Source organism: Roseateles sp. So40a, from assembly GCF_048081605.1.
Lineage (GTDB): Bacteria > Pseudomonadota > Gammaproteobacteria > Burkholderiales > Burkholderiaceae_C > Roseateles.
Map to the genome: position 1 here is coordinate 210,106 of NZ_CP182288.1, position 13,517 is coordinate 223,622.

Consider the following 13,517-nt stretch of genomic DNA (forward strand, 5'->3'; position numbering starts at 1 on the left):
CTCAGCGGCCCTGCGGCGCGCTGGCCGGGGAGGCCGGACCCGGCACCGGCGACGACGCCGGATACACCGGCAGCGGCAGCTGGCTCGGATTGCGCGTGCCCGGCGCCGACGCCGGCTTCTCCGGCAGCAGCGGCGCGCCCGTGTCCGGCAGCACCAGCGTGGACTTCGGCTGCACCTCCTGCTGATACGCGCGGATCGCGTCGTACCGGTCCGAGGTGATCGCGTTGCCGCTCTCCGGCGTGCGCAGCACCACCGGGCGCAGGAAGATCATCAGGTTGGACTTCACCCGCTTGCGGCTCTGGCTCTTGAACAGGTTGCCCAGCAGCGGGATGTCCCCCAGGCCCGGCACCTTGTCCTCGCCGTCGGTGTACTCGTCCTTCATCATCCCGCCGAGCACCAGCACCTGGCCGTCCTCCAGCGTCACGCTCGTCTCCACGGCGCTCTTGTCGAAGGTCGGGCCCTGCGTCGACGAGTTCGCCGACGACACCACGCTCGAGTTCTCCTGATAGACCTTCATCCGCACCGTGCCGTTCTCACCGACCGTCGTGCGGACCTTCAGCCGCAGACCGACGTCGCGGCGGTCAAAGGTCTGGAACGGGCTCGTCGTCGTGCCCGAGGTCGTCGTCGAGTTGCCAGTGATCACCGGCACGTTGGAGCCGATCAGCAGGTCGGCCTCCTCGTTGTCCTGCACGACCAGCGACGGCGTGGACAGCACGTTCGTGCCGCTGATCGAGCCCAGCGCGCTGGCCACCGCGCCCAGCGTGTAGAAGTCGCCGACCTTCTTCAGGAAGCCCAGGTTCAGACCCGCCGGGATGTCGCCCGAGGCCAGCGCCGTCGCCGCGGTCGTCTTGCCGCCGGCGATCGCGCCGCTCAGGTTCAGGATGTTGCTGTAGCCGGTGCCGAAGTTGGTGCCGAAGCCCGACACCGTGGAATCGCCCTTGTTGCCGAACAGCTGCGTGAACTGCACGCCGAACTCGCCGAGCTTGCTGGCGTCGACCTTCACGATCAGCGCCTCGACATAGACCTGCGCGCGACGCGTGTCGAGCTGCTCGACCACCGCGCGGATCTGGCGGTACATCGGCTCGGGCGCCGTGATGATCAGCGAGTTCGTCGCCGGATCGGCCTGCACGAAACCGCCGGTGTTGACCTGCGCGGTCTGGCTGACCTGCGTCGACGCGCCGCCGCTGCTGGAGCCGCTGCTGCCGCTGGAGCTCGACGAGCCGCTGCCGAACGAATTGCTGTTGCCCGCGAAGCCGCCGCTGGTGCCCGCGCTGCCCGTCTGCGCGCTGGCGAAGTTGCCGGTGCCGCCCGAGCTGCTGTTGCCGCTGCCGCCCGCGCCAGGGCCGGCGTTGCTGGTGTACGCCGCGCGCAGCACCGTGGCCAGGCGCACCGCGTCGGCGTTCTTCAGGTAGATCACGCGGATGCTGCCGCCGGTGTCGCTGCTCGGTTGATCGAGCTTGGCGATCATCGCGCGCAGCTGCATCAGCTTGGCCGGGTTGGACGCGCGCACGATCAGCGCGTTGCTGCGCGGATCGGCCATCACGCTGCCGCTGCCGCCCGCCGCACCGCCCTGCGCGGTCACCACGCCCGGCGTGCCCGAGCCGCCCTCGGACAGGCGCTGCACCAGCTGCACGATGTCCGAGGCCACCGCGTTGCGCAGCGGGATCACCTCGATGTCGGTGTTGGAGGGCTGATCCAGCGCCGACACGATGCGGCTGATGCGCTGCAGGTTGTCGGCGTAATCGGTGATCACCAGGCTGTTGTTGCCCGGGTTGGCGTTGATCGTGTTGTTGGGCGTGATCAGCGGACGCAGCACCGCCACCAGGTTGTTGGCGTTCTCGTGGTTGAGCTTGAAGATCTGCGTCACGACCTGGTCGCCGCGCGCGCGCGTCTCGCCGGCGATCGTCACCGCGCCGGTCTGCAGCTTGGCTTCCGCCTCGGGCACCAGCTTGAGCAGGCCGCCCGTCTCGACCATCGCGAAGCCCATGCCGCGCAGCGCGGCCAGGTAGCTGAGATACGCCTCCTGCACCGGCACCGGCTGCTCGGCGGTCAGCGTCATCGTGCCCTTGACCCGCGGGTCGACGAGGATGGGCTTGCCCAGCGCCGCGGACATCGCGCGCGACACCGCCTCGATGTCGGTGTTGACGAAGTTCAGCGTGACCGGCGTGCTCGCGCGCACGGCCGGTTGTCGGCGGGGCTGATTGTTCTGCGCGCCGGCCTGCAGCGGCAGGCTGCCCGCGATCAGGCTGATCGCCAGGGCCAGCGCCGTCGGACGCGTCGTGTGCTTGTTCATGCTCATCCCACCGAGATGATCGAGCGCGCACCGTCGCGCCGCCCGATGATGTTCAACAAATTGGCCAGTGCGGCCTCGCTGCCCGGCGCCGGCGATGCCTCGCCCCGGAACTGCGGCCGCGCGCCCAGGTTGCCCTGGCCGCTCAATTGCAAGGGACCCTGCATCGTCGACAGCACCAGCTGCGGCTCCTTGCCGCCGCCGATCAGCGCCATCCGATAGCTGCCCAGCGGCGCCACCTGCGCCAGCCGCGACGAGAAGTCACGCAGCTCCAGCTGCGCCAGGCCCGTGACCGTCACCGTCTTGCCACGGCCCTCGAAGACGAAGCCCTGCGCGCTCACCGCCAGCAAGCCGTCCGGCGCCAGCGTGTTCCACGGCGTGCCCAGGCCGCTCAACCAGCCCGCGGGCCAGCGGATCCACGGCTGATCGGGCGAGGCGTCGGGCAGTCGCACTGTCAGGCGGTCCATGCCGAAGCTCGCCGTCACCGGCGCGGCCGGCTTGATGCAGCAGGCCTGGTCCAGCGTCAGGCGCACGCCCAGGCCGCCGTCGATCCAGGTCGGACGCAGCGTCCAGCCCAGGCGCTGCGGCAGCTCGCTCGCGTCGCGGCTGCCCGCGCCGGGGCTCAGGATCACACGCGCGCTGCCATTCCAGATGCTGCCGCGTGTGTCGGCCAGGATCAGACGCTGGTTGGACATGTTCGCCACCGCGGACGCCACCCACGCGGCCGGCGCCCAGACGACGACCGCCGTCACCAGGCCCAGCACCGCGCCGAGCTCGGCCCAGCGGAAGGACCGGACGAAGCCGGTCGTGGCGGTGGCGCTCGCGGAGGAGGTCGCCAGGACGGTACGCGCGCGGCGGACCATCGCTCAGTTCCCCGCCGCGGCGGGCAGCAGCAGCGTCATGCGCCCGCTGTAGCCCTGCGGACCCGATTGCAGCTCGGCCTCTTGCGGACGCGCGCGCGCGCCCTGGCGCGCCTCGCCGATCCACATCGCCAGCGCCGAGCCCGGCACCCCGCGCAGCCGCAACTGCGCCTGCGTGCCGGCGATCGTCAATTCGGCGGCCGGGCCCAGCCGGGCGGTGGCCGCGCGCAGCGCGCTCACCGACTGCTCGGCCGACACCGGCACCGCCTGGCGCAAGGCCTGCGTCTGCTGCGCCATCGCGCGCATCTGCTGGAGCTCGCGGTCCAGCCGGTCGATCTCGCCCGGCGCCTTGCGCAGCGTGCCCCAGGCCGGCGCCAGCGCGATCAGCCACAGCAGCAGCAGGCCGATGAAGGCGGCGGTCACGCGCGCGATCAGGCGCTCGCGCGGCGCCGCGGCCAGCCAGCGGGCCTCGAGGTCCCGGCGCATCGTCGTGAAGCTGTTCATCGGTTGTCCGGTCGCAGGCTGAGTTGAAGCGCCTCGCCGTCCTCGGCGACGCGCAGCGCGGGATCCTGGCCCAGGCGCTGGCGCAATTGGTCGCGCTGCGGCGCCGCGAGGCCCGAGACCAGCAGCCGGCCCTGCTCGAAGCGCAGGCCCGACAGCGGCGGCTGGTCCGGCGGCAGCGCGCGCGCCACCGCGGTCAGCAGGTCCTCCAGGTCACCCGGACCGACCTGGCCCGCGCCACCGCGCAGCGCCTCGGTCTCGCGCACCATCTGCGCGCGGGCATCGCGGATCACGCGGACCTGCGGGAAGCTCTGACGCAGCAGCGCCTCCTGCTCGGCCTTGCGCGCGTCGATCGCGCGGTTCTGCTGCCAGGCCATCGCGTTCAGGCCGATCACCTGCACCACGACCAGCCCCACCACGCCCCAGCGGAACGGGCGCCAGGCCGGCGTCTGCAGCGTCTGCCACGCCTGATGGATGCGCTGCCAGCCGCGCTGACGCGGCGTCAGGTCGAACTGCAGCAGGTTGACCGGCGCCTGGCGCGCGGCCCAGGCCCGGTCGGTGTCGTTGATCACGCGCACCGTGCGGCCCAGCCATTGCTCGGCCTCCGCGGCGGCGCCGGGGCTGGCCGTGACCGGGGCGTTCGCCCACCAGTCCTCGCCCAGCCAGCCGCGCAGCCCGGTGCTGTCCAGCGGGAAGGTCGCCACGCCATCGGCGCGCGCCACGCGCAGCCGCGCGCGGTCGTCCGGACCGGTGTCGACATGGCCCTGGTCGGTCTCGCCCGAGACCGCCTGCGGCCACGACAGCGGCAGCAGCGACTCGACCAGCAGCCCGGCGGCCTCGATGGCCTGCAGGTGCGCGCGCAGCGGTTCGCGCGACATCACCGCGACCCAGTGCGTGCGGCCTTCCGCGTCGGGACTGTCCAGCACGGCGAAGTGCAGCCGGTCGGGATCCTCGAGCAGCTGATCCTCCATCACGCCGACGACGGCGCCACGCAGCTTGGCGCCCTTGACCTTGGGCAACTGCGCGGGCAACCAGCTGATCTGGCCGTCGCCGATCAGCGCCATCACGCGGTCCGCGCGCGGCATCGCCGCCAGCGTGCCGCGCTGGCCATGCCCGCGCGCATGCGCCGGCGCCTGCGCGTCGTGGCTGAACCAGTATTCGTATTCGTGCGCGGGGCCGCTCTGGGGCGGAGTCGCCGGCAACAGGATGAGCAAGGTACTCATGAGATCGCGGATTCTAGGAGCGCTTGCATGACGGAACGGCGCCGCGCGCCCCCGAAGAAGCCCGTAGTCGCGCCTTTACAAGTCCGTGCATCCCGTCCCTCTTGTTTCCAGTCGTGTCATTGTCGTCACCCGCGCGGTGATCGCGTGGGTGTCGAGGGTCAACGCGTGGCCCCATCGCCGCCGTAGCCCGCCGTGCCGGGGATAACCGCCTGCTTCTGCAGGCGCTGCCGATCCAGCACGATCATCTCCAGCGCCTTGCGCTGCACCAGCGAGCGCTGCGCCAGCACGCGGTCGTCCATGCGCAACTGGCCCTCGACGAAGAAGTAGTCGCTCGTGAAGGCGCCGCGTTCGATGGTGGCCTCCACGCCCTGCGGCAGGTAGGCCTTGAGTTCGTCGATCGTGCGGAAGGGCTTGGTCTGGCGCGCGCGCACGATGCGATCGGCGCTGCCGGTGTCCATGCCGTCGTACAGCGCGGCGAGGACCTCGCGCGGCGCGGTGTTCACGTTCACCGGTGTGGCCACCGGCAGGATCACCACCAGCGTGGACAGCCGCGCGATCTGCTCATCGTTGATGCCCAGCCAGCGCAGCTGGTCCAGCCGCGTGGGCAGCAGCGGCACCTCGCCCTGCGGCGCGCTGGCCGGCACGGCGGCGTAGTTGAGCTTGTCGCGCAGCTGCTCGGCCAGCGACCCGCTCAGCCCGGCGGCCTGGAACAGGCGCGCCGCGGTGCGCAGGTCCTCGGCCTTGTAGTTGATCAGGTTGCGCAGGTTGAAGCGCGATTGCGCGTCCTCGATGCGGCCCGACAGGAAGGCGTCGGGCCCGGCGTCGGCCGAGTTGTTCTCGTCCGCGGACAGGAAGCTCGACAGCCGCGCCTCGGCCAGCGGCACGGCCCAGACCTCGCCGAGGTGATCGACGTTGTCCTTGCTGTTGTTGCGCTTGTCCTCGCGCAGGATCAGCCGCGCCCAGTCCAGCGCGCCCTGCAGCACCCAGTCGGCCTGGGCACGGCCGCGGTCGGCGGCCTCGATCTGGATGCTGCGCGCCTGGCGCCACAGCATCGCCGCGGCCAGCGTGGTGACCAGCACCACGATCAGCAGCGCGGTCAGCAGCGCGGCGCCGACGCTGCGAGCGCGTGGGGAGCGGGTAGGGCGGAAAGCCGGATGCCGGATCGCGCTCATGAGGTTGGGGCCTCCACGGCGACCTCGCGCACGAGCTCGCCGGAGTACCCGCTGCCCTCGCCGAACTGCAGCTGCATGCGCACGCCCGAGGGCACCGCGATGCGTTGCTTGGCGCTGCCGGTGGTCTGACCGGGGCTCGAGGCCGCGGCGTCCGACGAGTCCACGACATCGCCGCTGGACTGCGCGTTGCTCCAGCTGTTGCCGCGGAAGAAGAACATCTGCCAGCCGGTGACGCCCTCCAGGCCGGGCATCGCGCGCAGCTCCTCCGCGCTGAGCTGCTGGCTGCGGAACCATGCGTCCTGCAGCGCGTCGCGCTGCGTCACCGGGCCCGATTCCCAGCGGCTGAGCCGGCCATCGCGCAGCTGCCACATCACGAGCTGCAGGCCCGACTCGCGCCGGCGCGTGAGCCGCAGCGCGTTGCCGTCGAAGGACAGCGCCGCGGGCAGCACCGCGCTGTCCTGCACCTCGCGCAGGTCCAGCTCCCATTGACGCATCAGCGTCTGCAGCGTCTCGGCGCGTTCCATCGCGGCCTCGTTGCGCTCACGGCTGGTGCTCAGCGCCGACACCGCGCGCCACGCCATCACCGACATCACCGCCATCACGACCAGCGCGACGACGACCTCGATCAGCGTGAACCCGCGCGCCGCGCGCCGGGAGGGAAGGGCCGCGCGCCGCATCAGTAGCGCCCCACGATCGTGGTGATGGTCAGCAGCGGGCGCTCGCGGTCGTCGAAGACCTGGGCCTCGACGCGTCTGAAATTGGGGTTCGGCGTGTTGCGCACGGCCAGCTTGCCGGTGAACGCGCGGCCCAGCTGCGTGCAGCTGAAGCTGTTGTCGCCGGTGCCGGGGAAGACCTTGGTCAGGCGCATCTCGGTGAGCTGGTTCTCGGCGCACCACTGCGCCAGCGCGTTGACCCCGAGCCGGTCGGCGTTGGAGGTCATCGCGCCGGCCGCGCGCAGACCGGCGGCGAGGCACAGCGCGACGATGGTCAGCGCCACCAGCACCTCCACCAGCGTGAAGCCGCCGTCGCGCGCCTGCAGGCGCGGCGTCATGCATCGTGTGGTGAATCGTGTCGAGTGCCGTGTGGGGAGCCGCTTCATGCGCCGTCCTTCGCGATCGCGAACGGCCGCAGGCCGTCGGTGACCAGGCTGATGCGGTGCTCGCCGCGGACGAGCGTCACCCGTTGCGCGCCGATCAGCGGTTCGGGGCCCAGCCGCAGGGTGCGGCCATTGGCGCTGGCGCCCTGGATCTCGACGACCGGCGCGTCGCCCAGCCAGGGGCGGTCCAGCGCGAGCCGGCTGACCAATGCCGGCGGCAGGCCGGTGAACCGGTAACGCCCGTCGGCGCCGTCGGGCAGCCAGCGCACGTCCAGCGACGCGGCGCGGGCCTCGGCGCGCGCGGTCTCCAGCACGGAGGCGAGGTGCAGCGCCTCACGTTCGAGCTGCACATCCGCGCGGTCACGCATCGCCACGGCGACGGTCGCGCTGGCGATCGCCACGATGGTGATCGCCACGATCAGCTCGATCAGCGTGAAGCCGCGCTGGAGCGAGCGGCGGAACGGACGCGCGCGCACGGCTCGCTGCGATCGGTGGGGCGGGGGACGCGAGACGCGCGGCGGACCGCGCGCTTATTCCCAGGACCCGATGTCGGCGTCGTTGCCTTCGCCGCCGGGCTTGCCGTCGGCGCCCAGGCTGTACACATCGACCTCGCCCTTCAGGCCGGGGTTGTCGTATTGGTACGGATTGCCCCACGGATCCTTGGGCAGCTTCTCGATGTAGACCTTCCAGTTCGGCGCGGCCGGACCGCTGGCCGGCTTGTTCACCAGCGCGGCCAGGCCCTGCTCGCCGTTGGGATAACGGCCGTTGTCCATCTTGTAGAGCTTGAGCGCCTGCATCAGCGTGGCGACGTCGGACTTGGCCGCGGTGCGGCGGGCCTCGGACACGTGGTTCATCACCGCGGGCACGACCACCGCGCCCATGACGGCGACGATGGTGATGGCGACGATCAGTTCGATCAGCGTGAAGCCGCGCGCGCGGCGCGGGAAGTCAGGTCGGCGCATGGTGTTGCAATCCTCGCGGAGCCACCAGCGGCGGCCCATCGCGCTGCATCATAATCGTCGGATGCATGCACGATGGTTAAGCTTCGTGGTCTGGTCGCTGCTCGCGGCCAGCCTCGCGTACTGGGCGCTGGTGCTCATGGTCAAGGGCCCTCAAGCCCCGGCGATGACGCGTCCCGCGACCGCCGATGGCGCCCCGGCTGACTGGACTCGGCTACTCGCCGCCGCGAAAGCGGCAGAGATGCCGGTCGAAGCTGCATCTTCTCGTTACCAGTTGCTGGGCGTCGTGGCGCCCACGGCGGCCGGTCGTCATCCCGGCGAAGGCGTCGCGCTGATCGCCGTGTCCGGCATGCCGCCCAAGCCGGTGCGCGTCGGGCAGGTCGTCGACGGTGACCTGAGATTGATCGAGATCAATCGCCGTGACGTCGGACTGGGGACCGGCGATGCCGTCAGCGTGCGTCTGAGCCTCGCGCCGGGTGCCGGCGGTGTGGATCCGATGCCGGGTCAGCCGCAGCTCGCGCCGGGTGGCGGTGTCGCGCCGCCGAACTTCGTTCCTGGCCAGGGCATGCCACCCCCGGGCATGGCGCCCGGACAGGACGGCATCGTGCCGCCGACCGCCGTGGGCGGTTCGCTGCCGCAACCCACGGGCGACGGCAGCGCCCATCCGATCAAGTAATCCGGCTTCGAGCTTGACGTCGGCGTCGGCGCCGGCGCCGGCGTCGGTGCCGATCCCGGCATCGGCGCGGGGGTCAGTACTTGCTGCCCAGCGTCGACCGCCCGGATCCGGACGGCAGACCGCCGTCCTGCGGTGAACCGGTCTCGCGCAGATCGGACGGCCGGCTGTGGATGGGCCCATCGGGCAGATCCTGGACTTCCGTCAGCAGCGCAGCGGCGCAGCGCACCAGCGGCCAGGCCAGCGTCGCGCCCGTGCCGTCGCCGCATTCCATGCCGAGTTCCAGCAGCGCCGCCGCGTGGAAGAGCTGCAAGGCCTCGTCCAGGCCGCGGTGCGTGGTGCTGCGGCAGAACACGGCGTAATCGGTGACCGGTGGCGCGATCATCGACGCCACCTTCAGCGCCGCGCAGGCCGGCATGCCGTCCACCAGGATCAGCTGACGCTTGGACGCGGCCACCAGCATCGCGCCGACCATCACGGCCAGCTCGAACCCGCCGAACGCGGCAAGCACCGCCATCGGCTCATGCACGTCGCGGTGCCGCGACTGCGCGCCCTGCAGCACCAGCATCAGGTGCGACAGCTCGTCATGCGGCATGTCGGGGCCCGAGGTGATGAAGTCCTGCACCGGCATGTCCATCAGCCGCGACAGCACCAGGGCCGACGACTCCAGCGAGCCCTGACCCAGTCCGGCGCAGGCGATCACGTTGCCCGCCAGGTTGTCGGAGATCTCCATGCCGACGCGCACCCCGGCGTGCGCCTGGTCCAGGGTCATCGCCGGACCGGCGCGCGAGTTGCGCGTGCCGTGCGCGATCTTGCGCGCCAGCAGGCGCTGCTGCGGGCTGAGCGGCTCGGCGATGCCGCAGTCCACGACCGTCACATGCATGCCCTGGCTGCGCGCGAACACGGTCGACGGCAGCCGGTGCTGAAGCGCGAGCAAGGCCTGTTCGCGCGTGCTGCGTCCGTTGGGCAGCGCGATGCCGTCCACCGCCAGCCCGTGGTCGGCGGCGAACAGCACCAGCGTCGGATCGCGGAACCGGGGCGTCTGCGTCGCCTGGATCAGGCCCAGCCGGACCGCCAGCGGCTCCAGTTCACCCAGGCGACCGGCGAGCGTGCAGCGACGCTCCAGGCGCTGGCGCAGGGCGCGCTCCAGCTCCGGATTGGCGGTCGGCGAGATGAGGGACTGATGGATGGACATGGGGATCGCCATTCTCGGTCCGCGCCGCGCCGCCACCATTGGCAATTGCCCCCTCGCCCGATCACTGCCCCATGTCCCGGGGGCAGCCGTTGGTGTCAAGGCGTAACGGTGCCGGCGGACCGGCTCGTGAGGCTCAGCGCAGGAAGAGCCGGTACACCGGGTTCTCGGTCTCTTCGGTGTACGGATAGTTCAGCTGGTCGAGGAAGGTCTTGAACGCCTTGCCATCGCCCTTGGGCACCTGCAGCCCGACAAGGATGCGGCCGTAGTCCGCGCCCTGGTTGCGGTAATGGAACAGGCTGATGTTCCAGTCGGGGCTCATGCTCGAGAGGAAGCGCATCAGCGCGCCGGGCCGCTCGGGGAAGATGAATCGGAACAGCCGTTCGTTCTCGGCCAGCTCCGTGCGTCCGCCCACCATGTGCCGCACGTGCTGCTTGGCGAGTTCGTCGTCGGTCAGGTCGACGGTCGGGAAGCGATGCTTCTCGAAGCCGCGGGCGAGCTTGTCGGCTTCCTCGCGCTTGCTGATCGACACGCCGACGAAGACGTGCGCCTCGTTGCGGTCGGAGATGCGGTAGTTGAACTCCGTCACGCTGCGGCCGCCGACCAGCTCGCAGAAGCGGCGGAAGCTGCCGCGCTCCTCGGGGATGGTCACGGCGTAGAGCGCCTCGCGTTCCTCGCCGACCTCGGCGCGCTCGGCCACGAAGCGCAGCCGGTCGAAGTTCATGTTGGCGCCGCAGGTGATGGCGATGTAGGTCTGGCCCTTGGTCCCGTGCTGCGCGGCGTACTGCTTGATCGCGGCCACGCCCAGCCCGCCGGCGGGTTCCAGGATGCTGCGCGTGTCGACGAACACGTCCTTGATCGCGGCGCAGACGGCGTCCGTGTCCACGAGGATGTAGTCGTCGACCAGTTCGCGGCAGATGCGGAAGGTCTCCTCGCCGACCAGCTTGACCGCGGTGCCGTCGGAGAACAGCCCCACGTCGCTGAGCGCGACGCGCTTGCCCGCGCGCACCGAACGCACCATCGCGTCGGAGTCCCGGGTCTGCACGCCGATGATCTTGATCTCCGGCCGCACGGCCTTGATGTAGGCCGCCACGCCCGAGATCAGCCCCCCGCCGCCGATGGCCACGAAGATGGCGTCGATGGAGCCGGGGTGCTGCCGCAGGAGTTCCATGGCGATCGTGCCCTGGCCGGCGATGACGTCGGGGTCGTCGAACGGATGGACAAAGCTCAGGCCGTGCTCGCGTTCGAGCGTCAGCGCGTGTTCGTAGGCGTCGGTGAACGATTCGCCCGACAGCACGACCTCGCCGCCCAGGGCCTGGACGGCGTCGATCTTGACCTTGGGCGTGGTCACCGGCATCACGATGACGGCCCGGCATCCCAGTTTCTTCGCCGATAGCGCCACGCCTTGGGCGTGATTACCCGCTGACGCGCAAATCACCCCCCGCGCCAATTGCTCGGGCGCGAGATTTGCCATCTTGTTATAGGCACCCCGCAGTTTGAAGCTGAATACCGGCTGCTGATCCTCGCGTTTCAGCCAGACTTTGTTGCCGATGCGCTTGGAGAGATTGCGGGCCGCATCCAGCGAGGTTTCCTGTGCGACCTCATACACCTTCGCGTTAAGAATCCGTTGGAGATAACTCTGATCTGCCGGGAGTAACGCGGGATGGGGCGCCGGCCCTTGGGAGGATTTGGCTGGCCTCGCCGATGCGGTCGATCGGGCCGATCTGGCCGATTTGGCTGGCGGTCTCGCCTGATTGGCCGCCGAACCCGGCGAGGTGGTCTTGCGCGCTGCGCGGCGGGTGCCGGCCATGGAAATCCCTCCAGTTCCCCCTGCCACGCGGGACGCGTCGGAAGTCGGGCGGATGATGATAGCCAGGGACAGCCATGGCGCGGGTCGGCGCCGGACGCCTTGCGGTCACGGGCTTTCGCCGTTGGAGGAGCGAGGCTTGCGTCGGGCGCTCTCGCGCGGACGAAAAAAAGCCCGAGGCTTGTGGCCTCGGGCTGAATCCACCATGGAGGCGGTGGAGGAGACAATCGGTGCGAGGCTGACCCCACAAGCTGGGGTAGCGCTATCGCATGCCTAGAATTCTAGGGCGATGCATGTTGCGCTGCAATATTTTTCAGGGTGTCCGGCTGTGGAGTCGGGTCTCTAAATGCGCAAAATCACCGCCAGAGTCGGCCATCGTGCCGAACTGCGGGATGAAAAATGGGGACAGGATGGTCCCGCCGAGGCCGATGGCCGCTCGATTGGAAGGAACGACGATGGAATGCACGATCAACTGGATGGGCGCGGACGGCATGAGCTTCGTCGCCGAGACCGGCAGCGGTCACATGATCAACATGGACGGCGCGCCGGGCGGCGGCGGCCGCAACCTGGCGCCGCGGCCGATGGAGACGGTGCTGGCCGGCACCGGTGGTTGCACCGCGTACGACGTGGTGCTGATCCTGCAGCGCGGCCGGCACGACGTCCGTGGCTGCCAGGTCAAGATGAATGCCGAACGCGCGGAGACCGATCCGAAGGTCTTCACCAAGATCCACATGCATTTCGTGGTGACCGGCAAGGGCCTCCCCCAGGTGGCCGTCGAGCGGGCGGTGCAGCTGTCCCACGAGAAGTACTGCTCGGCCAGCATCATGCTGGCGAAGACGGCGGAGATCACCACCTCCGTGGAGATCGTCGAGGCCTGAGCCCTGGCGCGGTGACTGGGCGGCCCGGGATCTCGTGCCGGGCTCCCGGGCGTTCTCCGCTTTCTATATACGGTGGGCCGTCCGGGTCATGACCTTGGCGGCCATCCGCATCAGGCCGCGGACCGGCGCCGGCAGCTCGATGCCGCCCAGCGCGCGGGCCTCGCCGGCGTGGCGGGCTTCCTCTTCCTTCATCTGGGCCACGATCGCCCGCGAGCTCCGGTCGCCCTCGGGCAGCCGCTCGAGGTGGCTGGCCAGATGGGCCTCCACCTGGTGTTCCGTCTCGATGACGAAACCCAGGCTGACCTTGTCGCCGATCAATCCGGCCACCGTCCCGATGGCGAAGGCGCCGCCGTACCACAACGGATTGAGCAGGCTGGGGCGGTCGTTGAGCTCGCGCAGCCGTCCTGCGCACCAGGCGAGATGGTCGATCTCTTCCTGCGCCGCGTGTTCCAGGTGTTGTCGCAGCCCGTCATCCCGGGTGCTGAGCGCCTGCGCGCGATAGAGCGCCTGGGCGCAGATCTCCCCGACGTGGTTCACGCGCATCAGCGCGGCGGCCTCGCGGCGCTGCGATTCGTCCAGCGTGTCGTCGGGGGTGGGGGGCTCCGGGGCAGGGCGTGCCATCGGCGCCACACCGGCCAGCGTCTTCAGGCTGTGGTCGATCGTGGAAATCCACGCGTCCGTTCGGGAGAGTATTCGCGCGGGGCTCGTGGACTTGAATTGCATCGTGATCGCTGCTTGACGGGGACTTGACGCCGGAGTTTAGGAGCCGCGCGTCAAGCGGATCGGGCTCTACGGTCGGTCCTTTGTGCGAATGCCTGATGACACATTTCTTTAACCTCATACGCGTTGCTTTGATCCAACGAAAT

The 13,517-nt window shown here is 70.2% G+C and carries 14 protein-coding genes; 2 read left to right on the top strand and 12 right to left on the bottom strand.

Annotated features, from left to right (window positions below; translation table 11 throughout):
• Nucleotide 1 precedes the first annotated feature (1 nt).
• The 9 genes from gspD to gspG form a co-directional block, all read right to left on the bottom strand.
• Nucleotides 2-2,293 (bottom strand): type II secretion system secretin GspD, encoded by a 2,292-nt coding sequence (gene gspD, locus ACNI65_RS00940; RefSeq protein ID WP_416760684.1) that lies wholly within the window; start codon nucleotides 2,291-2,293, stop codon nucleotides 2-4.
• 2 nt (nucleotides 2,294-2,295) lie between these two features.
• Nucleotides 2,296-3,153 carry a type II secretion system protein N gene (gene gspN / locus ACNI65_RS00945; RefSeq protein ID WP_416760685.1) on the bottom strand — a complete coding sequence of 286 codons (858 nt, stop codon included), beginning with the start codon at nucleotides 3,151-3,153 and terminating at the stop codon, nucleotides 2,296-2,298.
• 3 nt (nucleotides 3,154-3,156) lie between these two features.
• On the bottom strand, nucleotides 3,157-3,654 hold the full coding sequence (gspM, locus tag ACNI65_RS00950) for a type II secretion system protein GspM (protein ID WP_416760686.1): 498 nt from the start codon (nucleotides 3,652-3,654) through the stop codon (nucleotides 3,157-3,159).
• Entirely contained in the window at nucleotides 3,651-4,874 is a 1,224-nt protein-coding gene (gene gspL, locus ACNI65_RS00955; protein WP_416760687.1) for a type II secretion system protein GspL, read from the bottom strand. The genes gspM and gspL overlap by 4 nt, the downstream gene beginning before the upstream one ends.
• Before the next feature lie 158 nt (nucleotides 4,875-5,032).
• Nucleotides 5,033-6,046: a type II secretion system minor pseudopilin GspK gene (gspK, locus tag ACNI65_RS00960; RefSeq protein WP_416760688.1), complete on the bottom strand. Its 1,014-nt coding sequence runs from the start codon at nucleotides 6,044-6,046 to the stop codon at nucleotides 5,033-5,035.
• On the bottom strand, nucleotides 6,043-6,723 hold the full coding sequence (locus ACNI65_RS00965) for a prepilin-type N-terminal cleavage/methylation domain-containing protein (protein WP_416760689.1): 681 nt from the start codon (nucleotides 6,721-6,723) through the stop codon (nucleotides 6,043-6,045). Before ACNI65_RS00965 ends, gspK begins: the two co-directional genes overlap by 4 nt.
• Nucleotides 6,723-7,097 carry a type II secretion system minor pseudopilin GspI gene (gspI, locus tag ACNI65_RS00970; RefSeq protein ID WP_416760690.1) on the bottom strand — a complete coding sequence of 125 codons (375 nt, stop codon included), beginning with the start codon at nucleotides 7,095-7,097 and terminating at the stop codon, nucleotides 6,723-6,725. Before gspI ends, ACNI65_RS00965 begins: the two co-directional genes overlap by 1 nt.
• A gap of 44 nt (nucleotides 7,098-7,141) precedes the next feature.
• A complete protein-coding gene (locus ACNI65_RS00975; protein WP_416760691.1) occupies nucleotides 7,142-7,618 on the bottom strand; it encodes a type II secretion system protein in 477 nt (158 codons plus the stop codon).
• Between the two features lie 54 nt (nucleotides 7,619-7,672).
• Complete coding sequence (gene gspG / locus ACNI65_RS00980) at nucleotides 7,673-8,104, bottom strand: type II secretion system major pseudopilin GspG (RefSeq protein WP_416760692.1); 432 nt, start codon at nucleotides 8,102-8,104, stop codon at nucleotides 7,673-7,675.
• Nucleotides 8,105-8,165: 61 nt separating this feature from the next.
• Here gspG and ACNI65_RS00985 point away from each other — a divergent pair, with 61 nt between their 5' ends.
• Nucleotides 8,166-8,777: a hypothetical protein gene (locus ACNI65_RS00985; RefSeq protein WP_416760693.1), complete on the top strand. Its 612-nt coding sequence runs from the start codon at nucleotides 8,166-8,168 to the stop codon at nucleotides 8,775-8,777.
• Nucleotides 8,778-8,850: 73 nt separating this feature from the next.
• On the opposite strand, the gene ACNI65_RS00990 is transcribed toward ACNI65_RS00985, so the two are convergent.
• The gene (locus ACNI65_RS00990; RefSeq protein ID WP_416760694.1) at nucleotides 8,851-9,969 is read right to left on the bottom strand and encodes a nicotinate-nucleotide--dimethylbenzimidazole phosphoribosyltransferase; all 1,119 of its coding nucleotides are present in this window, start codon (nucleotides 9,967-9,969) and stop codon (nucleotides 8,851-8,853) included.
• Between the two features lie 133 nt (nucleotides 9,970-10,102).
• Nucleotides 10,103-11,776, bottom strand: a complete 1,674-nt coding sequence (gene ilvA / locus ACNI65_RS00995; protein WP_416760695.1) for a threonine ammonia-lyase, biosynthetic — start codon at nucleotides 11,774-11,776, stop codon at nucleotides 10,103-10,105.
• Nucleotides 11,777-12,228: 452 nt separating this feature from the next.
• On the opposite strand from ilvA, the gene ACNI65_RS01000 reads away from it, so the two are divergent.
• A complete protein-coding gene (locus tag ACNI65_RS01000) occupies nucleotides 12,229-12,651 on the top strand; it encodes an OsmC family protein (protein WP_416760696.1) in 423 nt (140 codons plus the stop codon).
• Nucleotides 12,652-12,714: 63 nt separating this feature from the next.
• Here ACNI65_RS01000 and coq7 read toward each other — a convergent pair whose 3' ends face one another.
• Nucleotides 12,715-13,374, bottom strand: coding sequence for a 2-polyprenyl-3-methyl-6-methoxy-1,4-benzoquinone monooxygenase (coq7, locus tag ACNI65_RS01005; protein ID WP_416760697.1), 660 nt, complete (start codon nucleotides 13,372-13,374; stop codon nucleotides 12,715-12,717).
• Nucleotides 13,375-13,517: the final 143 nt, after the last annotated feature.